The 20,849-nt window shown below is 68.7% G+C and carries 21 protein-coding genes; 11 read left to right on the plus strand and 10 right to left on the minus strand.

Annotated features, from left to right (window positions below):
- The first annotated feature begins 13 nt into the window (after positions 1–13).
- The 3 genes from A37U_RS0138875 to A37U_RS0138885 are packed head-to-tail and all read left to right on the plus strand — an operon-like array spanning position 14 to position 1,260.
- Positions 14–319 carry an ArsR/SmtB family transcription factor gene (locus A37U_RS0138875; RefSeq protein ID WP_020502059.1) on the plus strand — a complete coding sequence of 102 codons (306 nt, stop codon included), beginning with the start codon at positions 14–16 and terminating at the stop codon, positions 317–319.
- Positions 304–693 (plus strand): VOC family protein, encoded by a 390-nt coding sequence (locus tag A37U_RS0138880; protein ID WP_020502060.1) that lies wholly within the window; start codon positions 304–306, stop codon positions 691–693. The genes A37U_RS0138875 and A37U_RS0138880 overlap by 16 nt, the downstream gene beginning before the upstream one ends.
- Positions 694–1,260: a GNAT family N-acetyltransferase gene (locus A37U_RS0138885; protein ID WP_020502061.1), complete on the plus strand. Its 567-nt coding sequence runs from the start codon at positions 694–696 to the stop codon at positions 1,258–1,260. It abuts the gene before it with no gap.
- Here A37U_RS0138885 and fahA read toward each other — a convergent pair.
- The 4 genes from fahA to A37U_RS0138905 form a co-directional block, all read right to left on the minus strand.
- The gene (gene fahA / locus A37U_RS0138890) at positions 1,257–2,441 is read right to left on the minus strand and encodes a fumarylacetoacetase (protein WP_020502062.1); all 1,185 of its coding nucleotides are present in this window, start codon (positions 2,439–2,441) and stop codon (positions 1,257–1,259) included. The two genes, A37U_RS0138885 and fahA, sit on opposite strands and share 4 nt — an antisense overlap.
- Positions 2,438–3,286 (minus strand): hypothetical protein, encoded by an 849-nt coding sequence (locus A37U_RS0138895; protein ID WP_020502063.1) that lies wholly within the window; start codon positions 3,284–3,286, stop codon positions 2,438–2,440. The genes fahA and A37U_RS0138895 overlap by 4 nt, the downstream gene beginning before the upstream one ends.
- Positions 3,256–4,446: a homogentisate 1,2-dioxygenase gene (locus tag A37U_RS0138900; RefSeq protein ID WP_020502064.1), complete on the minus strand. Its 1,191-nt coding sequence runs from the start codon at positions 4,444–4,446 to the stop codon at positions 3,256–3,258. Before A37U_RS0138900 ends, A37U_RS0138895 begins: the two co-directional genes overlap by 31 nt.
- Positions 4,447–4,567: 121 nt before the next feature.
- Positions 4,568–6,217, minus strand: a complete 1,650-nt coding sequence (locus A37U_RS0138905; protein ID WP_020502065.1) for an AMP-binding protein — start codon at positions 6,215–6,217, stop codon at positions 4,568–4,570.
- A 115-nt stretch (positions 6,218–6,332) separates the two neighbouring features.
- Between A37U_RS0138905 and A37U_RS0138910 the strand changes: the two genes are divergently transcribed.
- Positions 6,333–7,160 (plus strand): enoyl-CoA hydratase family protein, encoded by an 828-nt coding sequence (locus tag A37U_RS0138910; RefSeq protein WP_026198072.1) that lies wholly within the window; start codon positions 6,333–6,335, stop codon positions 7,158–7,160.
- Here the strand turns inward: A37U_RS0138910 and A37U_RS0138915 are convergent.
- Positions 7,123–7,995, minus strand: coding sequence for a helix-turn-helix domain-containing protein (locus A37U_RS0138915; RefSeq protein ID WP_020502067.1), 873 nt, complete (start codon positions 7,993–7,995; stop codon positions 7,123–7,125). The genes A37U_RS0138910 and A37U_RS0138915 overlap by 38 nt on opposite strands.
- A 100-nt stretch (positions 7,996–8,095) precedes the next feature.
- On the opposite strand from A37U_RS0138915, the gene A37U_RS0138920 reads away from it, so the two are divergent.
- On the plus strand, positions 8,096–8,803 hold the full coding sequence (locus A37U_RS0138920; protein ID WP_020502068.1) for an SDR family NAD(P)-dependent oxidoreductase: 708 nt from the start codon (positions 8,096–8,098) through the stop codon (positions 8,801–8,803).
- Position 8,804: 1 nt separating this feature from the next.
- On the opposite strand, the gene A37U_RS0138925 is transcribed toward A37U_RS0138920, so the two are convergent.
- Genes A37U_RS0138925 through A37U_RS0138935 form a run of 3 tightly spaced genes read right to left on the minus strand, consistent with a single transcriptional unit; the run spans position 8,805 to position 12,632 of the window.
- A complete protein-coding gene (locus A37U_RS0138925; RefSeq protein WP_020502069.1) occupies positions 8,805–9,107 on the minus strand; it encodes a hypothetical protein in 303 nt (100 codons plus the stop codon).
- Between the two features lie 22 nt (positions 9,108–9,129).
- Positions 9,130–10,257, minus strand: coding sequence for an acyl-CoA dehydrogenase family protein (locus tag A37U_RS0138930; RefSeq protein WP_020502070.1), 1,128 nt, complete (start codon positions 10,255–10,257; stop codon positions 9,130–9,132).
- Entirely contained in the window at positions 10,254–12,632 is a 2,379-nt protein-coding gene (locus tag A37U_RS0138935) for a bifunctional salicylyl-CoA 5-hydroxylase/oxidoreductase (RefSeq protein ID WP_026198073.1), read from the minus strand. The genes A37U_RS0138930 and A37U_RS0138935 overlap by 4 nt, the downstream gene beginning before the upstream one ends.
- A gap of 66 nt (positions 12,633–12,698) precedes the next feature.
- Between A37U_RS0138935 and A37U_RS0138940 the strand changes: the two genes are divergently transcribed.
- Positions 12,699–13,457, plus strand: a complete 759-nt coding sequence (locus A37U_RS0138940; protein ID WP_026198074.1) for an SDR family NAD(P)-dependent oxidoreductase — start codon at positions 12,699–12,701, stop codon at positions 13,455–13,457.
- 50 nt (positions 13,458–13,507) lie between these two features.
- Positions 13,508–13,915 (plus strand): RidA family protein, encoded by a 408-nt coding sequence (locus tag A37U_RS0138945; protein WP_040590014.1) that lies wholly within the window; start codon positions 13,508–13,510, stop codon positions 13,913–13,915.
- Positions 13,916–14,121: 206 nt separating this feature from the next.
- Here A37U_RS0138945 and A37U_RS0138950 read toward each other — a convergent pair whose 3' ends face one another.
- The gene (locus tag A37U_RS0138950; protein WP_020502074.1) at positions 14,122–14,949 is read right to left on the minus strand and encodes a PaaX family transcriptional regulator; all 828 of its coding nucleotides are present in this window, start codon (positions 14,947–14,949) and stop codon (positions 14,122–14,124) included.
- A gap of 41 nt (positions 14,950–14,990) precedes the next feature.
- Here A37U_RS0138950 and A37U_RS0138955 point away from each other — a divergent pair, with 41 nt between their 5' ends.
- Positions 14,991–16,388 (plus strand): amidase, encoded by a 1,398-nt coding sequence (locus A37U_RS0138955; RefSeq protein WP_020502075.1) that lies wholly within the window; start codon positions 14,991–14,993, stop codon positions 16,386–16,388.
- On the opposite strand, the gene A37U_RS0138960 is transcribed toward A37U_RS0138955, so the two are convergent.
- Positions 16,389–17,405: an Lrp/AsnC family transcriptional regulator gene (locus tag A37U_RS0138960; RefSeq protein ID WP_020502076.1), complete on the minus strand. Its 1,017-nt coding sequence runs from the start codon at positions 17,403–17,405 to the stop codon at positions 16,389–16,391.
- A gap of 129 nt (positions 17,406–17,534) precedes the next feature.
- Here A37U_RS0138960 and A37U_RS0138965 point away from each other — a divergent pair, with 129 nt between their 5' ends.
- From A37U_RS0138965 to A37U_RS50740, 3 genes are read left to right on the plus strand one after another with little or no spacing between them, the layout of a single operon-like run.
- Positions 17,535–18,725, plus strand: coding sequence for a M20 metallopeptidase family protein (locus A37U_RS0138965; RefSeq protein WP_026198076.1), 1,191 nt, complete (start codon positions 17,535–17,537; stop codon positions 18,723–18,725).
- Positions 18,726–18,732: 7 nt separating this feature from the next.
- The gene (locus tag A37U_RS0138970) at positions 18,733–20,052 is read left to right on the plus strand and encodes an MFS transporter (protein WP_020502078.1); all 1,320 of its coding nucleotides are present in this window, start codon (positions 18,733–18,735) and stop codon (positions 20,050–20,052) included.
- 33 nt (positions 20,053–20,085) lie between these two features.
- Positions 20,086–20,823 (plus strand): nitrilase-related carbon-nitrogen hydrolase, encoded by a 738-nt coding sequence (locus tag A37U_RS50740; RefSeq protein ID WP_205623120.1) that lies wholly within the window; start codon positions 20,086–20,088, stop codon positions 20,821–20,823.
- Positions 20,824–20,849: the final 26 nt, after the last annotated feature.

Here is a 20,849-nt window from a genome sequence, read left to right on the forward strand (position 1 = left end):
TAACGTTCTGTTCGTGGGAGATGTGTTCCGGGCGTTGGCCGACCCTACGCGGCGAACCATTCTCGACGAGCTCACCGGTCGGGACGGCCAGACACTCTTCGAACTCTGTGCTCGGCTGACCACCAAACACGAGCTCAGTTCCTCGCGGCAGGCGATCTCGCAGCATCTGGATGTGCTCGAATCCGCCGGCCTTGTCGAGGCGCGGCGCGAGGGCCGGTACAAGTTCCACTACATCGACACCGCACCGCTGAGACAGATCGTCGAGCGGTGGCCGGAGAAGAACACACCGGAGAGGGGATCGACATGCGGATCAACCTGACGAGCGTGCTCGTCGACGACCAGGACAAGGCCCTGCGGTTCTACACCGAGGTGCTGGGCTTCGTGAAGAAGCACGACATTCCGATGGGCGGGCCCCGCTGGCTGACCGTGGTCTCCCCGCAGGAGCCCGAAGGCACCGAACTGGTACTCGAACCGAGCGGGCATCCGGCGGTGAAACCGTTCAAGGACGCGCTCGTCACCGATGGCATCCCCTACACCTCGTTCGCCGTCGAGGATGTGCACGCCGAACACGCCCGGCTGCGCGAGCTCGGCGTGCGGTTCACCCAGGAACCGGTCGACATGGGCACGGTGACCACCGCCGTACTCGACGACACCTGCGGGAACCTGATCCAGATCGCGCATCAGGCAGGCTAGGTGATCCTCGAGACGGATCGCCTGCTGCTCCGGCCCTGGCGGGTGGCCGAGGCGGTGGTGCAGCGGGAGTTGTGGAGCGAACGCGATCCACGCGTGCCGCCGCATCGCCGGATCGACGCCGCCGGGCGCCCCACTCTCGCCGAGCTCGAGGAGGCGATCCGCACCGAGCAACTGTGGGCCACCGGACTGCCCGCGATCGAACGGAAAACCACCCGGGATGTCATCGGCTATTGCGGGCTGCTCGACAACGACCGGGGACCTGGTGCGGAACCGGAACTCGCGTTCGAGCTGCTGCGCCGGGCCTGGGGGCAGGGATACGCGACCGAGGCCGCGTCGGCGGTGCTGGACTGGGCCCGGTCGTCCGGATACGCACGGCTGCGGGCCACCGTCTGGGACTGGAACACCGCCTCGCGCCGGGTGCTGGCCAAGCTCAGGTTCACCGAGACCGCGCGGAAAGAAGCGCACCCGGTGCACGGGACCACCCTGTTCACCACGCGAGAGCTCTGCACGAGGACTGGTTGCGCCACACCGGATGGGCGGCGGACTGTCTACCCGGACCGGTTCTAGGCGGGCAAGATGCGCCCGCTCACCTCGCCGAAGCCGATGCGTGCGCCGCCGGGACCGGGCGCGGTCGCGGCGATGCGCACTTCATCGCCGTCCTCGAGGAAACTGCGCACCGCACCGTTCGCGAGCTTCAGTGGCTCCTTACCGCCCCAGCTCAGCTCGATCAGGCTGCCGCGCTGGTCCTCGTCCGGGCCGCTCACCGTCCCCGAGGCGTACAGGTCTCCGGTCCGGGTGGCGGCACCGTTCACCGTGAGGTGCGCGAGCATCTGCGCGGGGGTCCAGTACATCGTGGCGAACGGCGGCCGGGACACGAGTTCCCCGTTGAGCCGGACCTCCAGGGTCAGGTCCAGTCCCCAGTCCGCTCCGTCGGCGAGGTAGTCGAGTAGCGGCTGATCGCGTCCGGGTGGCGCGCACCGCGCCGATTCGAGCGCGTCGAGGGGCACGATCCACGGGGAGACCGAAGTCGCGAAGGATTTGCCGAGGAACGGGCCGAGTGGCACGTACTCCCAGGCCTGCAGGTCCCGCGCGGACCAGTCGTTGACCAGGCACACCCCGAACACGTGCTCGGCGAAGTCCGCGACGCCGATGGGTGCGCCGAGCTCGGATCCGGTACCGAGGACGAACCCGACCTCGGCTTCGATGTCCAGCCGCCGTGAGGGGCCGTAGCTGGGCAGTTCCTCGGACGGCGCCTTGCGCTGACCGCGTGGTCGCCGCACCGGGGTGCCCGAGCCGACCACGGTCCCCGCTCTCCCGTGGTAGCCGATCGGCAGGTGTTTCCAGTTCGGCGTGAGCGGATCCGAGTCGGGGCGGAACATCCGGCCGATATTGCTCGCGTGGTGTTCGCTGGCATAGAAGTCCACGTAGTCGGCGACCTCGAAGGGCAGCCGCATACGCACCGTGGACACCGGGTGCAGTGCCGCCTCGACCGCGCTCCGGCGTTCTTGCCCGGTGAGCAGTTCGGTGATCCGGGCCCGGGTTTCCTGCCAGTGCGCGCGGCCGCGGGCCATGAACCCGTTGAGCACGGGTTCGGCGAACACCGGATCGTCCAGCACCGCGGCCAGATCGAGCACCGAGTCGCCGATGCGCACCCCGGCCCTGGCGGGTTCCCCGGCGGTGGAGAACACTCCGTAGGGCAGGTTCGCGAGCCCGAACCGGGTGTCGTTCGGGAGGTCGAGCCAGGTCATGAGGTCCCTTCTGGTCGGTGGTCGAGCACGCCGAGCGCGCGCAGATCGGCGAGCGGTTCGGTGATGGAGCAGGTGCCGAGGGAGAGCATGCGGGATCGGACACGGTCCCGTCCCGCAGCGCCGAGCGCATGCCACCGCTCGGCGAGCCGGTCCCCATCGCGGTCGGCGAGCAGCGCCGCGAGTTCCGCGGTCACCGCCCCGTCCAGTGCGGCACCGGTGGCGAGCAGCACATTCAGAAATCCATGCTGCTCAAGGGATCCCTCGGTGTTGCGGACCGCGTGATGCAGGCCGGCGGTGCACTTGAACGCCAGCCCGCGGGCCACGCAGCCGGTGATCGCCGCGGCCAGTTCCAGCTCGTCCGGGTAGGCCTGCGCGGTCCCCCCGCCGGTGCGGAACTTGGCCCGGTGCCCCGATTCCGCCACCGCGTCCAGGATCGCGGGCCGACGGTCATCGCGGGGCACCTCGAGGAAAACAGGGCCCCCTGGCGGCGGCTCCAGCTGGGAAACTCGTGCCCCGTCGGGAAAACCGACCTCCACCACGGCCACGGTGACCCCTTCTATGGCGGTGGCTTCCCGGACCGCGGCGGCCACGGCCGCGGGCCCCTCGGGCACCGTGAGACTCAGCGCGATCGGCCGTCCGCCCAGCTGTGCGGGCAGTTCCGCGAGCCGGGGCGCGGGGAACACGAACGGGCCGAGAAGCGCGGCGTAGTCGGCCGCGCGATGCGTGTGGTGCGCGGGCACCGCCTCGGTGAGCGGCAGTTCTCCTGGCGGGAAGAGCGCGGCGTCGTCGAGCAGTCCGCGCAGTTCCTGCGGGATCACCGTGGTCCCCGTCCCGACCAGGTCCAAGCGTAGCCCGGATCCTCGGCGACCGTGCCGCCCTCGCCGAGTTCCATGGGCCGGAAGGTGTCCACCATGACGGCGAGCTCATCGAAGTAATCCACTCCGATGCTGCGCTCGTAGGCACCCGGTTGCGGGCCGTGCGAATGGCCGCCGGGATGCAGCGAGATCGACCCCTGCCCGATGCCGGATCCCTTACGAGCCCCGTAATCCCCGCCGCAGTAGAACATGATCTCGTCGGAGTCCACATTGGAGTGGTAGTAGGGAACGGGGATCGACAACGGATGATAGTCGACCTTGCGCGGCACGAAGTTGCAGATGACGAAGCCCTCGCCCTCGAAGACCTGGTGCACGGGCGGCGGCTGGTGCACTCGCCCGGTGATGGGCTCGAAGTCCTCGACGTTGAAGGTGTATGGGTACAGGCAGCCGTCCCAGCCGACCACGTCGAAGGGGTGCCGCGGATACACGTACCGGGTGCCGACGATCCCGGTGCTGCCGCGGTGTTTCACGAGCACCTCGACATCCGTGCCCTCGGCGAGCAGCGGTTCCCGTGGACCGTGCAGATCCCGTTCGCAGTACGGGGAGTGCTCGAGCAGCTGGCCGAACTTGGACAGGTACTTGCGCGCCGGGAGGATATGCGAATTGGCCTCGATCGCGTAGGCCCGCACCATCCCCTCGGGCAACCAGCGGTGCGTGGTGGCGCGCGGCAGCAGCACGTAATCCCCGGCGCGGAAGGAGAGCGCGCCGAACACCGTCTCCACGGTGCCCTCCCCTTCCTCGATGTACACGCACTCGTCGCCGATCGCGTTGCGGTACAGGGGAGACTCCCGACCGGCGACCACATAGGAAATCCGCACATCCGCATTGCCGAGCACCAGCCTGCGCCCGGTGACCACATCCGCGGCCTTCCACTCCTGCCCGGGGAACAGCTCGTGCAGCTTCAGGTGCCGCGGCAGCAGCGGGTGGTTCGGCGTGGTGCCCAGCGCGGGCAGTTCCCAGTCGGTGGCGTCCACGATCGCCGAGGGAATCTCGCGGTGGTACAGCAGCGAGGAATCACTGGAGAAGCCTTCCTCCCCCATCAGCTCCTCGTAGTAGAGCCCGCCGTCCTGCCTACGATGCTGAGTGTGCCGTTTCGGCGGTACCTCGCCGATTCGCCGGTAGTACGCCACTTCTCGCTCCCTTCCTCGCGAGCGCGCCAACTAATCAAGATATTAACTAGTTGACGTGCATAGTAGCGCGCGAATCCGGAGAACAAAAGGAGACGGCTGTGCGAGGTAGTACAGAGATTTACTAGTTCGCCGGAGCGGCCCGCGGGACGGGTGTCTGGTGCGCGGGAGCCTCGGAGCGCAGCCGGTAGCGCTGCAGCTTCCCGTTGCTGGTACGCGGCAGTTCGGCGCGGAATTCGATCGCCCGTGGGTACTTGTACGGCGCGATCACCCGCTTGCAGTGCGCTTGCAGTTCACCGATCTTCGCTTCGTTCCCGGGAACCCCTTCGGTGAGGACCACGAAGGCCTTGACGATGTGCCCGCGGCGCTCGTCCGGCTCCCCGATCACCGCCGCGTCCACCACATCCGGATGCCGCAGCAGCGCCTGCTCCACCTCGGGCCCGGCGATGTTGTACCCGGAGGAGATGATCATGTCGTCGCTGCGCGCCTGATACCAGAAGTATCCCTCGGCATCGCGGATGTAGGTGTCCCCGGTGAGGTTCCAGCCATCGCGCACATAGGTCCGCTGCCGCTCATCGGCGAGGTAGCGGCAGCCGGTCGGCCCCTTGACCGCGAGCTGTCCCGGTGTGCCGTCCGGAACCTCGGCGCCGTCCAGGTCGAGCACGGTCGCCACGAATCCGGGGACCGGGCGACCGGTGGATCCCGGGCGGATGTCGTCCCCGGCCGCGGAGATGAACACGTGCAGCATCTCGGTGGCCCCGATCCCGTCCACGATGCGAATCCCGGTCCGCTCGCGGAACTCCCGCCACAGCGCCTCGGAGAGCTGTTCGCCCGCGGAGACACAGCGGCGCAGCGATCTCAGCTGCTCGGCCTTGCCCTCGGCGAGCATCGCCTTGTACGCGGTCGGGGCGGTGAACAGCACGCTGACCCCGTGCTCGGCGATGGCGTCCGCGAGCTCGGCCGGGCTCGCCTTCTCCAGCAGCAACGTGGCGGCACCGAACCGCAGTGGGAACACCACCAGTCCGCCGAGCCCGAAGGTGAACCCCAGCGGCGGGGTCCCGGTGTACACGTCGGCCGGGTCCGCGCCGACGATGTGCCGGCCGAAAGTATCGGCATTGGCCAGCACATCCCGATGGAAGTGCATGGTCGCCTTGGGCCGCCCGGTCGTGCCCGAGGTCGGCGCGAGCAGGGCGACGTCCTCGGACGAAGTCTCGACCGGATCGAATTCCGGTGCCACGGCGGCACATTGGGCCACCAGATCATCGGGTTCCGCGGAGCCGTAGGCCAGCACCGGAATCCCGACCGGGTCGAGTTCCGTGCGGTAGCGGTGATCGCACACGGCGAGCGCGGGGCCGGTGATCTCGGCGAGTGTCTCCAGTTCCTCGGTGCGCAGCAAAGGCATCGTGGTCACCACGACACCGCCGGCCCGGAGCACCCCGAACCACGCGGCGACCAGCCAGGGATTGTTCGGCCCGCGCAGCAGTACCCGGTTTCCCGGAACCAGGCCGTGTTTCTCGGTGAGCAGCCGCGCGATCCGGTTGGCCTGATCGCGGAGTTCGCCATAACTCCACGTCTGGCCGGGGGCGTGCAGGCAGGGGCGATCCGGGCCGGACTCGGCGATCACGTCATCGAGCAGCGCCACCGCACAGTTCAGCCGCTCCGGGTAGGCCAGCTCGGGCAGTTCGAAGCGGAATTCCGGCCACTGCTGCCGGGGCGGGAGGTTGTCCCGGCAGAACGTGTCGACGTGCGCCGAGGGATGAAGCGGTCGCACCACACCCTCCCTTCCTTGGAACGGGTACGCCCTTAGTATTACTCTTTTGTGACGACAGTCAAGAGTTCGGCATAAGAGCTAGGCTGGCGGAGACCGGGCGAACACGAAAGGTGGCGGAATGAGTCCATTTCGAGGATCGGTGGCCGAAACCGGACGCTGGGAACACTTCGGATTCACGTGCGCGGACGGGATCGCGACGGTCACCCTGGACCGGCCGGACAAGCTGAACGCGCTCACCTTCGAGGCGTACGCGGATCTGCGCGACCTGTTCCACGAACTACCCCAGCGCGGCGACGCCCGGGTGCTCGTGCTGCGCGGCAGCGGCACCGCCTTCTGCTCCGGCGGGGATGTCAACGAGATCATCGGCGAAACCCTGGCGATGGAGCCGGACCGGCTGCTCGAGTTCACCAGGATGACCGGTCAAGTGGTCAAGGCCATGCGGGAGTGCCCGATCCCGATCATCGTGGCACTGCACGGCATGGCAGCGGGTGCAGGTTCGGTGCTCGCACTGGCCGCCGATTTCCGCATCGGCACCCCGAAGGCGAAGTTCGCCTTCCTGTTCACCAAGGTCGGCCTTTCCGGGGCGGACATGGGTTCCGCCTATCTGCTGCCGCGCATCGTGGGCCTCGGCAGGGCGACCCAGCTGCTGATGCTCGGTGACACGGTGCGCGCCGAGGCCGCCGAACGTTATGGGCTGCTCACCGAGCTCGTCGAGGCCGAGGAACTCGACAACCGGGTCGGTGAGCTGGCCACCCGGCTGGCCACCGGGCCGTTCCAGGGCTATGCGCAGACGAAGGCGCTGCTGACCAGGGAACTCGACATGGACCTCGGCTCCGCGGTGGAACTGGAGGCGATGACCCAGGCACTGCTGATGAAAACGCAGGACTACGCCGAGTTCCACGCCGCCTTCAACGCGAAGCGCGAGCCTCGCTGGCAGGGTCGCTGACCTCGGCGCAACCCAGGGGCTGGGTACCGAGCACCCCGAGCAGTGCGAGCCGCTGCGCGTCCTCGGTGTCCGGCTCCGCGGTGTACACCATCACCCGCAGATCGCTTCCCGCGACGCTGAGCAGATCGCAGTCCAGGGTCACCGGGCCGACCTCGGGATGGTCCACGATCTTGCGCGAGACCTCCTGACGGCCGACGGTTCCGGAGTCCCACAGTTCGGCGAACCGCTCGCTGTGCGTGCGCAGGTCGGCGATGAGCCGTTGCAGCCGCTGATCGTCCGGATAGCGGCTCGCGGTCCGGCGCAGGTCGCCGACCAGACCCGCCTCGAACGCACGCCGTGCCTCCGGGGTGTGCCGTACCCGCGTGCCACTGCCGAGCAGGTTGCGCCACACGGCGTTGCGATCCCGGCCGCGCAACTCGCCGAACAGCGCCGTGTACATCGGGTTCGCCACGAGCAGGTTCAGCGCCGCGTCGTAGACCGCGACCGGCGTTCCGGTCAGCCGGTCGAGCATCCGCTGCACGCTCGGGGTCAGATAGGCGGGCACCGTTCCCTGACCCGGCGGAACGAGCCCGGCGAGCCGGAACAGGTGCTCGCGTTCGTTCGCGTTCACCCGCAGCGCCCTGGCCAGCGCCTCCACGATCTGCACGGAGGGATGGCTGGAGCGGCCCTGCTCCAGGCGGATCACGTAGTCGACCGAGATCCCGGCGAGCAGGGCCAGTTCCTCCCGCCGTAGTCCCGCCGCGCGCCGTTGACCGCCGAGTGGCAGGCCCACCGTCTCCGGGGACACCCGCTCGCGCCAGCCGCGCACCGCCCGGCCGAAATCCGAACCCGTCATGTCCCCAGTGTGCGCCCGCGCGCGCCACACGTCCTGGTACGCGCGGTCCCAGGATGTCCGGCCACTGGCCGGCGCACCTGCCCGAGCGCATTCTCGGGGCATGACGACAACACTGATCACCGGGGCGAACAAGGGCCTCGGCTACGAAACCGCCCGCCGCCTGCTCGCCGAGGGGCACACCGTCTACCTGGGCAGCAGGGACATGGAACGCGGCCGCCGCTCCGCTGAGACGCTCGGCGCCCGCCTGGTGCAGCTCGACGTGACCGAGGACGATTCCGTCGCCGCCGCGGCGACGACCGTCGAGGCCGAGGGCGGGCTCGACGTGCTGATCAACAACGCCGGGATCGAAGCACGCAAGCCGGACGGGAGTGTGCCCGCGCCCGCCGAAACCACCGCCGACCACGTGCGCGAGGCCTATGAGACCAACGTGTTCGGACCGGTCCGGGTCATCCACGCCTTCCTTCCGTTGCTGCGCCGCTCCGGCTCGCCGGTCATCGTGAACATCAGCAGCGGGCTCGCCTCGCTGGCCATGGCCACCGACAAGGAGTTCCCGGGATCCTGGTACCCGGGCCTGGCTTATCCCTCCTCCAAGACCGCGGTCAACATGCTCACCGTGCAGTACGCGAAAGCGTTCCCGGAGATCCGGATCAACGCCGTGGAGCCCGGTTACACCGCAACGGATCTGAACGGGCGCACCGGGACCCAGACCGTCGAGGAAGGTGCCGAGGTGATCGTCCGGATGGCCACCGTCGGACCCGGCGGCCCCACCGGCACCTACAGCCACCTGGGCGGCCCGCTGCCCTGGTGACTCAGCCGAGCCGGGCGACGGATCGCCGGATCGCGGTCCCGGCCTCACGGGCGGCGTCGTCCCGGCACCGAAGGTGCTCGGGCGATTCGGATTCCCCGTCGTGGACCGGGATCACGTTCGAGCCGGACGCCTCCAGGTAGCCGCCGATGCCCTCGACGAGCGTGGTGCGCATGGCGTCCGCATACCCGCGCCGCTCGTACAGCTCCGGCCGCGCACCACCGATTTCCGACGAAGTAGCGATTGCACGCCACTGGAATCCCTGGACAAGCCACTCGGCATGCGAACCACACTCGACGAGCTCCATGAGCTGACGAGTAGCGCGTGGATCAGCCGAGCTGGCGGGCGATGATGGAGCGCTGGACTTCGCTGGCCCCCTCGTAGATCCGCGGTGCGCGCACTTCGCGGTAGAGGTGTTCCAGCAGGTGTCCCCGGCGCAACGCGCGTGCCCCGTGCAGCTGTACCGCACTGTCCACCACGAACTGGGCGGTCTCGGTCGCGTGCAGCTTCGCCATCGCGGAACTCTTGGCGATCTGCCGGTTGCCGGAGTCGTAGGCTCCCGCCGCCGCGTACACCAGCAGGCGGGCCGCTTCGGTGCGGGTGGCCATCTCGGCGAGGGTGTGCGCCACGGTCTGCAGTTCGGCCAGCGGAGCACCGAACGCTTCCCGTTCCCTGGTGTGCGCGACCGTCGCGTCCAGCGCGGCCTGGGCCATCCCGACCGCGAATGCGCCCACGCTCGGCCGGAACAGGTCCAGAGTGCGCATCGCGACCCGGAATCCGCGGTCGAGCTCGCCCAGCAGGTCGGTGTGGGTGACCGGGACCCCGTCGAAGCGCAGGTTGCCGATCGGGTGCGGGCTGAGCATGTCCAGGTGTGCCCCGCTCAGCCCGGTCCGGTCGGCGGGCACCGCGAAGGCGCTCACTCCCCTGGCGCCCGCGTCCTTGGTGGTGCGGGCGAACACCGTGTAGAAGTCCGCCTCGGGCGCGTTCGAGATCCAGGTCTTCTCGCCGTGCAGTCGCCAGCCATCGCCATCCGGTTCCGCGGCCAGTTCGAGTGCCGCGGCATCGGAACCGGCTCCCGGTTCGGAAAGGGCGAACCCGGCGACCGCGGACCCCTCTGCCACGGCGGGAATCCAGCGCTGCACCAGTTCCGGGCTCCCCGACTGCAGTACCGGATAGCTGCCCAGCCCCTGCAGCGCGAGCGCGGTCTCCGCCTCGGTGCTCTCCCGGGCCAGGGATTCGCGCAGCAGACACAGATCCATCGCGGCGGCATCCCGCGGCTGGTCCTGTCCGGAGAACAACCGCCGCAGTAGGCCGAGCCTGCCCAGTTCGGCGAGCAGTTCCCGGTTCACCCGGCCGGGCGTGCCCTGTTCGGCAAGCGGCCGCAACCGTTCCGCGGCCACCGAGCGCACCCGTTCGGCGAACTCGGCCTGCTCGGTGCTCAGCGCGAACGCGGTCATCGCGAATCCTCCTGTCCCGGGCGCCACCTGCCGTGCGCGGTGCCCTGGTTGCCCTCCCGGATCAGCTGCAGCCGTGGCCGTGGTTCGTCCATCCGCCCGGCACGCGGTTTCCTGCTGCCCGCGGCGAACTGCTTCGGCCACTCCGCGCCCGGTCCGCTGTAGTCCTGTTCGGCGGCCGCGTGCAGTGTCCACTGTGGATCGTAGAGATGCGTCCTGCCGACCGCGCACAGATCCGCCCGCCCGGCGAGCAGGATCGAGTTCATATCGTCATAGGAGGAGATCGCCCCGACCGCGATCACCGCGACACCGTACTTGCGGCCGATCTCGTTGCGAATCCGATCGGCGTACGGGGTCTGGTAACTGCGCCCATAGGCCGGTTTCTCCGCCTTGAGCACCTGCCCGGTGGACACGTCGATACCGGCGACTCCGTGCTCGGCGAAGGCGCGGGCGATCTCCACCGCGTCCTCGGCTCCGATCCCGCCCTCGTGCCAGTCGGTCGCCGAGATACGCACGGTGACCGGCCGCTCGGCGGGCCAGACCGCACGGATCGCATCGAGCACCTCGAGCGGGAACCGCAGCCGGTTCTCCAGGCTGCCCCCATAGCGGTCGGTGCGCCGGTTGGCAAGCGGAGAGATGAACGAGGACAACAGGTAGCCGTGCGCGCAGTGCAGTTCGAGCACGTCGAATCCGGCACGCGCGGCCGCCCGCGCACTCTCCACGAACTCCTCGGTGATGGCGGCGAGCTCGTCCGGTGTCAGTTCCCTCGGCGTCTGGTTGTCCGCAGAGTACGGGATCGCCGAAGGGCCGACCACTTCCCAGTTCCCGTCCGGCAGCGGCTCGTCGATGCCCTCCCACATGAGCTTCGTGGATCCCTTGCGCCCGGAGTGGCCGAGCTGGATACCGATCTTGGCCGCGGTGTTCCCGTGCACGAAGTCCACCACCCGCGTCCAGCCCGCCTCCTGCTCCGGGGTGCGCAGACAGGCACAGCCGGGCGTGATCCGTCCGGTGCCGGAGACACACACCATCTCGGTCATCACCAGGCCCGCGCCGCCGAGCGCCTTTCCGCCGAGGTGCACCAGGTGGAACTCCCCGGGAATCCCGTCGGTGGCCGAGTACATGTCCATGGCCGAGACCACGACCCGGTTGCGCAGTTCGAGTTCCCCGAGCCGGGCCGGATGGAACATGGGCGGGCGCACCGATCCGTCCCCACCGGGGACCTCTCCGGTGAACCACTCGTCGATGCCCGCGACGAATTCGGGATCGCGCAACCGCAGATTATCGTAGGTGACCCGCCTGCTCCTGGTGAGCAGATTGAAGGCGAACTGCTCCGGTTCCTGGTGCACATAGCCCTCGATGTTCTCGAACCATTCGAGGCTGGCCTGGGCCGCGCGCTGGGTGGATTCCACGACCTGGCGCCGCTCGGTCTCGTACTCGGCCAGCGCGGTGCCGAGCTCACCGTGCTCGTGCAGGCAGGCCGCCAGCTCCAGGGCGTCCTCCATGGCCAGCTTGGTGCCCGAGCCGATGGAGAAGTGCGCGGTGTGCGCGGCATCGCCGAGCAGCACGATGTTGTCCTTGCGCCAGCTGGTGCAGCGGACGGTGGCGAAGGTGAGCCACTTCGAGTTGTTGGCCACCACCTCGTGTCCGTCGAGCACGTCCGCGAACAGTTCCCGGATCCGCGCGATCGAACGCTCATCGCTGTGCCCCGGCGGCAGCTGCTCGGGCGCGCACTCGGCGAATCCCGCGCGTCGCCACACATCCTCGTGCATCTCCACGATGAAGGTGCTCGCGTCCCTGCTGTAGGGATAGCCGTGAATCTGCATTACCCCGTACGGAGTCTGGGCGATGTAGAACTTGAACGCGTCGAACACGCGATCGGTGGAAAGCCAGATATAGCGGCACTTCCGGGGTTCCACGGTCGCCCCGAACTCCTCGGCGCTTGCGCTGCGCACCGCCGAATTCGCCCCGTCGCAGGCGACCACGAGATCGTAGTCCCTGGACAGTTGCGACAGCTCCGGCGCTTCGGTGCGGAAATGTGCGCGCACCCCGGTTTCCGCGCAGCGCCGCCGCAGGATGCCGAGCAGGCTCTTGCGGCTCACCGCGGCGAAGCCGTGCCCGCCCGAGGTGAAGGTGTTCCCGGCGAAGTGCACGTCGATGTCGTCCCAGCGGGCGAACTCCTCCTGCATCGCAGCGGCGACCTCGGGGTCCGCGTGCTCGATGCCACCGAGGGTCTCGTCGGAGAACACCACGCCGAAACCGAAGGTGTCATCCACCGCATTGCGCTCCCACACCGTCACCTCGTGCGCCGGGTTCAGCTGCCGCACCAGCGTCGCGAAGTACAGGCCCCCTGGGCCACCGCCGACGACGGCGATCCGCAATCCATCCATGACCCACAGACTATGCCGTATTTGATACGACCGTCAAGATAACGTAATATCAGCCCGGTGACGACATCGAGGATCTGCGTGGTGACCGGGGCCGGACGCGGTATCGGGCGGGCTGTGGCGCACCGGCTCTCGAACTCCGGTCACCGGGTGGTGCTCACCGCGCGCACCGGGGCACAGCTCGCCGAGGTCGCGGCGGAACTGCCCGGGCCGAGCCTGTGCGTGCCCGCCGATGCGACCGATCCGGATGCGCCGCAGGCCATCCGCGATCAGGTCGCGGCCGAATGGGGACCGATCGAGGTCGCCGTGCTCGCGGCGGGCACGGCCAGTTCCGCACCGCTGGCCAAGACCACCGACGCGCAGTGGCGCGCCGCCATGGAGATCAATCTGGACGCGCCCTTCCGCTTCCTGCGTGCCCTCGCGCCGGGGATGACCGAACGCGGCTGGGGGCGGATCGTGGTCATCGCCTCGATGGCGGCCAAACACGGCGATCCCTACGTCAGCGCCTACACCGCGAGCAAACACGGGGTGCTGGGCCTGGTGCGCTCGGCGGCCGCCGAGCTCGCCAGGAGCGGGGTGACGGTGAACGCGGTCTGCCCCGGGTTCGTGGACACCCCGATGACCGAGGAGAGCATCGCGAACATCAGCGCGACCACCGGCCGGGATGCGGCGAGCGCGCGGGCCGCGCTCGAGGCACGGCAACCGATCCGGCGGCTGATCACCGCCGGGGAGGTCGCCGAGGCGGTGGAATACTGCGTGGCCAGCGCGGCCACCACAGGGCAGGGCATCAACGTCGACGGAGGAGCCGTTCAGTCATGACGCGCGAAGACGAGGATCGAGCGAGGACCGGAGCGAGTGAGGAATCGAGCATGAGCATCGAGTACGTCAATCCGGCTGACCTCGGCAAGCCGTCCGGTTTCACCCATGCCGTCGCGGTGCGCGGCGGACGCACCGTGTATCTGGCCGGGCAGACCGCGCTCGACGCGGAGAACCGGATCGCCGGGGCCGATGTCGTCGCCCAGTTCGAGCGCGCGCTCGGCAACCTGCTCACCGCGCTCACCGGCTCCGGTGGCAGGCCGGAACATCTCGTGCAGCTGACCGTCTACATCGTCGATATGGACGACTATCGCGCGCACGCCAGGGAGATCGGCAAGGTGTGGCGCTCCCTGATCGGTGCGCACTACCCCGCTATGGCCGGAATCGGGGTCGCCCGGCTCTGGGACGCCGAAGCGCTGGTCGAGGTGCAGGGTGTCGCCGTGGTAGCGGACGAGGCCTAGTGTGGGTCTGCTGATCCACTGCCGTCGCGAGCGGGAGTCAGCGTGGCGGTGCCCGACGGGACACCCGCGACCGAGATCGACAAGGCGGAGAATCAAGCCATAGCGGCAGCCATGGTGACGGCGCGCCTTCGCCGCGTGCCGCCGCGCTGGCACGCCGCCGACGTCGCGGCGCAGCAGGCCAAGGAATTGTCAGACGCGCCCCAGGTTCAGGTCCGGCTCGCAACGTATTCGTGCGCCGGTTCCACGAGCAGTTCGTTGAGCGCGAAGAACACATCGGCAGCCTGCACCCCGGCCCAGTCCGCGGGCAGCAGCTCCACCGGAAGACCCGGATCGGAGTACGGCAACCGCCGCCAGTCGGTTAGCGCGCGCACGTAGTCGGCGAAAGCCTCGCGTTGTCCGATGGTCCGCTTGCGCCGCCAGCGCGCGAGTACCGGGGCGTGCGTCTCCAGGAATTCGGTGTACAGGCGGTGCAACTCGGTCAGGTCCCACCACTCGGCGACCTTCTGCTCGAGCGAACCGAAAGCCAGGTGCTTCGCCTCGAACACATCCGCATAGGCATCGAGCTCGAAGCGGCGCAGCACCCCGGTCGCGGTCTCGCGCAGCTGTGCGGGGGCGATCCACATTCCGGGGGCGACCATGCCGAAACCGAGTTTGGTGAGCTGGGTGCGCAGCACGTGCCTGCGCTGCCGCTGCGATTCGGGTACCGAGAACACCGCGAGCACCCATCCGTCGGCGACCGTGGCCCGCTCGGTGCGGAAGATCCGTTCATCGCCCTCGCGCAGGATCTCCAGAGCCGCATCGGAGAGCGCGTATCCGGCCGCACCGTTCTCCTTGCTGGCGTGCAGCATGCCCCTGCGCTTCAGCCGGGAGATCGAGGAACGCACCGCGGGTTCGTCCACCCCGAGCTCGGCGAGCAGTCCGACCAGCGAAGCGACCGAGAGCCAGCCGCCGTGTTCCCGGGAGTAGAGCCCGTACACGGTCACGATCAGCTGCCTGGGCGCCGCGCCGCGGCCGTTGCCCTCGCCCTCGTCCATCGCACTCGCCACGGGCAACACGATAACGGTACGGTTGCCCGATGGGTGAGATCACGTCCATGGACGCGCGCGAGCTTTCCGCACTGCTCACCACCGGGAAGGTCTCGGCCCACGAGGTGGTCCGCGCCCATCTGGACCGGATCGAAACCGTCAATCCGGACATCAACGCCGTGGTCACGCTCTGCCCGGAGCGCGCCCTCGCGGAGGCGGACGAGGCCGATCGGAAACTCCGTTCGGGGGCGGAAACCGGCCCACTGCACGGAATCCCCATCGCGCACAAGGACACCCACGAGACCGGGGGCGTGCGCACCACCTTCGGTTCCCCACTGTTCGCCGAGCACGTCCCCGAACGCGATGAGCTGGTCGTGGAGCGGACGCGCGCGGCGGGCGCGATCACCATCGGCAAGACCAACGTTCCCGAGTTCGCGATGGGTTCGCACACCTTCAATCCGGTGTTCGGCACCACCCGTAATCCACACGACACCGGCCGGTCCGCGGGCGGCAGCAGCGGTGGCGCGGCCGCGGCGCTGGCCAGCGGGATGACCCCGCTCGCCGACGGCAGCGATATGGGCGGCTCACTGCGGAATCCGGCCTCCTTCTGCGGAGTCGTCGGGCTCCGTCCCTCCCCCGGCCGGGTACCGACCTGGCCGGATGTCCTCGGCTGGCAGACCATGTCGGTGCAAGGGCCGATGACGCGGACCGTTGCCGACTGCGCGCTGCTGCTCTCCGTGCTCGCCGGGCCCGATCCGCGGTGCCCGATCGCGCTCGGGGAACCGGGCGCGGATTTCGCGGGACCGCTGGACGGTGAAGTGCGCGGACTGCGCGTGGCCTGGGCGCCCGATCTCGGCGGCCGGGTCCCGGTCGATCCGTCCGTCACCGCGACCCTGCAACGCGCGGTGGAGACCATCGCTGGGACCGGCTGCACGGTTGAGCCCGACTGCCCGAACCTCGATGGGGCCGATGAGGTGTTCCGGGTCCTGCGCGCCGCCCAGCTCGGGTACGGTCTCGCCGAGCACCTGGATGTCGTCAAACCCAGCCTCGCCGAGAACGCCCGCGCCGGACTGGCGCTCAGCGCGGCCGACGTGATGCGGGCCGAGGCGCGGCACACCGAGCTGTTCGAACGGGTGTGGGAGTTCTTCACCCGCTACGACATCCTGCTCGCACCGGTCAGCCAGGTCCCGCCGTTCCCCGCGGAGCTCGAGTACCCGGCCGAGGTCGCCGGGCAGGCCATGCACGACTACCTCGAATGGATGCGCTCGGCCTATCTGATCTCCGCGACCGGGTGCCCCGCCCTCTCCCTGCCCGCGGGATTCACCGAGGGCGGGCTGCCGATCGGACTGCAGGTGATCGGCCCGCACCGGGCGGAGGCGGCGGTGCTGCGCGCCGCGCACGCCTTCGAGACGGCACTCGGCGGAGCACCGGGTGTGGTTCGTGGGTGATCAGCCGACCGCCGCGTGCACCGCGGCCGGTTCGACGAACTCGCCGCGGCTGCGCCCGTAGCCGTCCAGCAACCAGCCCATTCGCTTGGGCATGCGCAGGGTCTGTACCGATTCGAGCAGCGTCAGCCAGGGCAGCTTCTCGTTCATCCGGTGTTCGAGTCGCATCAGGTCACCGGGAGAACGCGCCCACACCGCGAACACCAGGTTCGCCTTCCCGGAGATCGAAATGCACAGCCGCAGTTCGGGGAGCGTGGCCAGCGCTCGCACGGTGCGTTCCATCGCGCTCATCGGGACCCTGGCGAACCAGGTGTAGACGATCGCCCAACGGGACCGCAGCTGGGCTACCTCGCACCGGAAAGCGAGCACATCCGATTCGATGAGCCGGGTGACCTGGCGGCGTACGGTCGCGGGATTACGTCCGGTGCGCCGTGCGATCTGGGCCGCGCTGGCCCGCCCGTCACGCGCGAGGGCGTCGACGACCGGCAGATAGCCCTCCGGGATGTGGTTCCTCGGTTCCCCGGGCCGGGCCGTGGCGAGCAGGGCGGACTGCTGGCCCCGGTCGAGGGCGTCGAGCCGCCAGTCCCCTCCTTCCCGGTGCACCGCGGTGATCAGGTGCATCGCCACCCGCCGCACACCGGAGATCCGGGGCAGATCGTCCAGCACGAACGCCGCCAGCGCCGCCTGTTCCCTGGCGAAGGTGGTGACCACGAGATCCCGTCCGGAGGCGGTCTCCTCGATGGTGACCGCCCGCGGATCCCGGCACAGCGCGGCGATCGCCTCATCCTTGCGTGCGCCCTCCAGCTCGATCTCCAGCATCGCGCTCTGCACTCGTTGCCCGATCGCCTTGGGGGACACCGTGATCCATGCGGTCCCCGTCGAGTGCAGGCGCTCCCAGCGGGCGGCGAGTGTCGCCGGCGTCGAACCGAGCACCCTGGCGAGCTCGGCCCATCCGGCACGCGGCGCGATCTGTAACGCGTTCAGCAACGCAAGGTCATCCTCGCTCAGCTGCGGTTGCACGATTCGTCGTCCTTTCATCGGAACCTTGCACGAAATCCCCGATTCACACCGTGTCGGCGAGCACTATCGCACACTCCCCGGCGGCTGCCCAGAACCTAGGCGAGTGGTCACGTTTACAAGGAGGTATCCGTGTCGGTACTGCAAGATGCCCGGGCCATGCAAGAACAACTGGTGCACTGGCGGCATGCCCTGCACACCGAACCCGAGATCGGTCTCGACCTCCCCAGAACCCAGGAGAAGGTGCTCACCGCGCTGGACGGGCTTCCGCTCGAAATCGGGACCGGCACCAGCACCACCTCGGTCACCGCGACCCTGCGGGGCACCGGAGAGGGACCGACCGTGTTGCTGCGCGGGGACATGGATGCCCTGCCCGTGCAGGAGAACACCGGGCTCGACTACACCTCCCGCGTGGAGAACCGGATGCACGCCTGCGGGCACGATCTGCATACCACCATGCTGCTGGGGGCGGCGCACCTGCTCGCCGGGCAGCGCGACAAACTCGCCGGGGACATCGTGTTCATGTTCCAGCCCGGCGAGGAAGGCTACGACGGGGCCTCGGTGATGCTCGAGGAAGGCGTGCTCTCCGCGGGCGGCAAGGACACCGATGCCGCCTACGCCGTGCACGTGTCCTCCATGCGGTTGCCGCACGGGGTGTTCGCCACCCGCAAGGGCACCATCATGTCCGCATCGGACACCCTGCACGTCGAGGTGCACGGCAGCGGAGGACACGGTTCGGCCCCGCAGCTCACCTCCGATCCGGTCACCGCGATCAGCGAGATGGTCACCGCGCTGCAGAGCATGATCACCCGCCAGTTCGACGTGTTCGATCCCGTGGTCATCTCGGTCGGCTCGCTGCACGCGGGCGCGGTGAGCAATGTGATCCCGGAGACCGCGCGGTTCGACGCCACCGTGCGCACGTTCAGCGAGACCGCGCGCGAACGAGTGCAGGAGCGGGTGCGCACCGTGCTCGGCGGGATCGCCGTGAGCCACCGGGTCGGGCTGGAGATCGATTACCAGTCCGGCTATCCGCCCACCGTCACCGATGCCGAGGAGACCGCCTTCACCGGCGAGGTGATCGAGGAACTGTTCGGCACCGAGCGCCATCGGGTGCTCGCCGATCCGCTGGCCGGCTCGGAGGACTTCTCCCGGGTACTCGGCGAGGTGCCGGGCAGCTTCGTGATGCTCGGCGCGATACCGCCGGAGGGAGACCCGGAAACCGCGCCGTACAACCATTCCCCGCTCGCGGTGTTCGACGACCGGGTGCTCTCCGACGGCGCCGCGCTCTATGCCCAGCTCGGCCTGACCCGTACCGCGAAGTGAGGAACCGATGGGTACCGCGGCCGAGACGGCGATGCGGCGGAAAACCGTGGTCGCCGCGTCCATCGGCAATTTCATCGATTTCTTCGAATTCGGTCTCTACGGTATTTTCTCCGCGGCCATCGCGCTGAACTTCTTTCCGGGAGAAGGCGAATCCTCACTGCTGCTCACGTTCGCGGCATTCGGCGTCTCGTTCGTGCTCCGTCCGCTCGGCGCGGTCGTCTTCGGTCATTTCGGCGATCGCATGGGGCGGCGGGGCACCCTCGCGGTCACCATTCTCGGGATCTCGGTGGCCACCTTCGTCATCGGTGCACTGCCCACCGCGAACACGATCGGGCTTGCCGCGCCCATCCTGCTGGTGATCGCGCGAGTGGTGCAGGGTTTCTGTACCGGTGGCGAATTCGGCGGGGCGACCGCATTCATGGTGGAGAACGCGCCGGAACACAAGCGCGCGCTCTACGGGAGCTGGCAGATGTTCACCCAGTTCGCCGCGACCGTCATCGCCACCGCCATCGGCACGATCCTCACCGCCACGTTGTCCGGAGCGGCGCTGAACGACTGGGGCTGGCGGTTGCCGTTCCTGCTCACCCTGCCACTCGGCCTGCTCGGTCTGTATCTGCGGCTCAAGGTGGACGAGACACAGGAATTCAAGCAGGAGGCGGGAAAACGCGAACCGGCAAGCCCGCCGATCGTGGTCGTGCTGCGCGAGCACTGGCGCACCGTGCTCAAGATCGTGTGCTTCTGCATCGTCGGTACCACGGCCACCTATATGATCAGCGGGTTCTGGCCGGCGTTCCTGGTGCAGCGCGCCGGTGTCTCCCAGTCCCTGGTGTTCGCCGCGACCCTGATCGGGACACTTGCCCTGGTGATCGCGGTGCCGTTCTGGGCGATGTTCTCCGACCGGATCGGCAGGCGCAAACCGTTCCTGATCTCCAGCTCCATCGCCATCGCGGTGCTCGCGGTTCCGGTGTACTACCTGGTGCTCGCGGGCACCACGGCCTCGGTCATCACCGGGTACCTGCTGCTCAATCTCGCGCTCTCGGTGTGCCTCGGCAGTTCGGCGACCGCGATGGCCGAGATGTTCCCGACCAGGGTGCGCTATACCGGGATGTCCATCAGCTACAGCATCGGCGTCTCCGTGTTCGGCGGGGCCACCCCGCTGATCCTGACCGCGGTGGTGAACGGGACCGGTATGCAGCTCGGTGCCGCGTTCTACCTCATCGCCACCGCGCTCGTCTCGCTGATCGGGGTGCTCCGGTACCCGGAGACCGGTGGAAAGTCCCGTACTGCCAACACATCCACAGTGAAAGCGGAGCCGCAGTATGGTTGACTGATGCCATCACCGAACCGAGGAGAGCCGTTCATGAACAAGGTCCGTGCCGCCGTCGTCCAGGCCGCCCCGGTGACCTTCGATCTGGAGGCGACGCTGGACAAGGTCGAGCGGCTCGCCACCGAGGCCGGTGCGGTCGATCTGCTGGTGTTCCCCGAGGCCTTCGTCTCCGGCTATCCGCGTGGGGCGAGCTTCGGCGCGGTGGTCGGTTCCCGTTCCGCCCAGGGACGGGAACTGTACCGCCGGTACGCCGAGTCCTCGATCACCGTGCCCGGGCCGGAGACCGAGCGGCTCGGCCGGGTCGCGGCACGGCACGGTTGCCGGCTCGTGATCGGGGTGATCGAACGCGGCGGTGACACGCTCTACTGCACCGCGCTCACCTTCGACGCCGACGGCGAACTGCTCGGCAAGCACCGCAAGCTCATGCCGACCGGAAGCGAACGCCTGGTGTGGGGTTTCGGTGACGGCTCCACCATGCCGGTCCACGACACCCCGATCGGGCGCATCGGGACGGTCATCTGCTGGCATATTACGCTACAATGCCGACATGAGCAACCAGCTAAGAGCCCTGGTCGGCGCACGAGTGTCCGTCGTCAAGGGAGACGAGAAAGTCTCGCACATCGCACAGCAGAAGTCGGGCCAGGAGTGGGCCGACGAGCAAGGGCATGCCATCGTAGGGACCTTTCAGGACCTAGACGTATCGGCGGACAAGTATCACACTTTCCGGCGTCCGGAGCTAGGGCCATGGCTCACCGAGGAGCAGCACCCTAAGTGGGACATCATCGTGTGGTCCAAGA

It is taken from the genome of Sciscionella marina DSM 45152 (assembly GCF_000379465.1).
Classification (GTDB): domain Bacteria; phylum Actinomycetota; class Actinomycetes; order Mycobacteriales; family Pseudonocardiaceae; genus Sciscionella; species Sciscionella marina.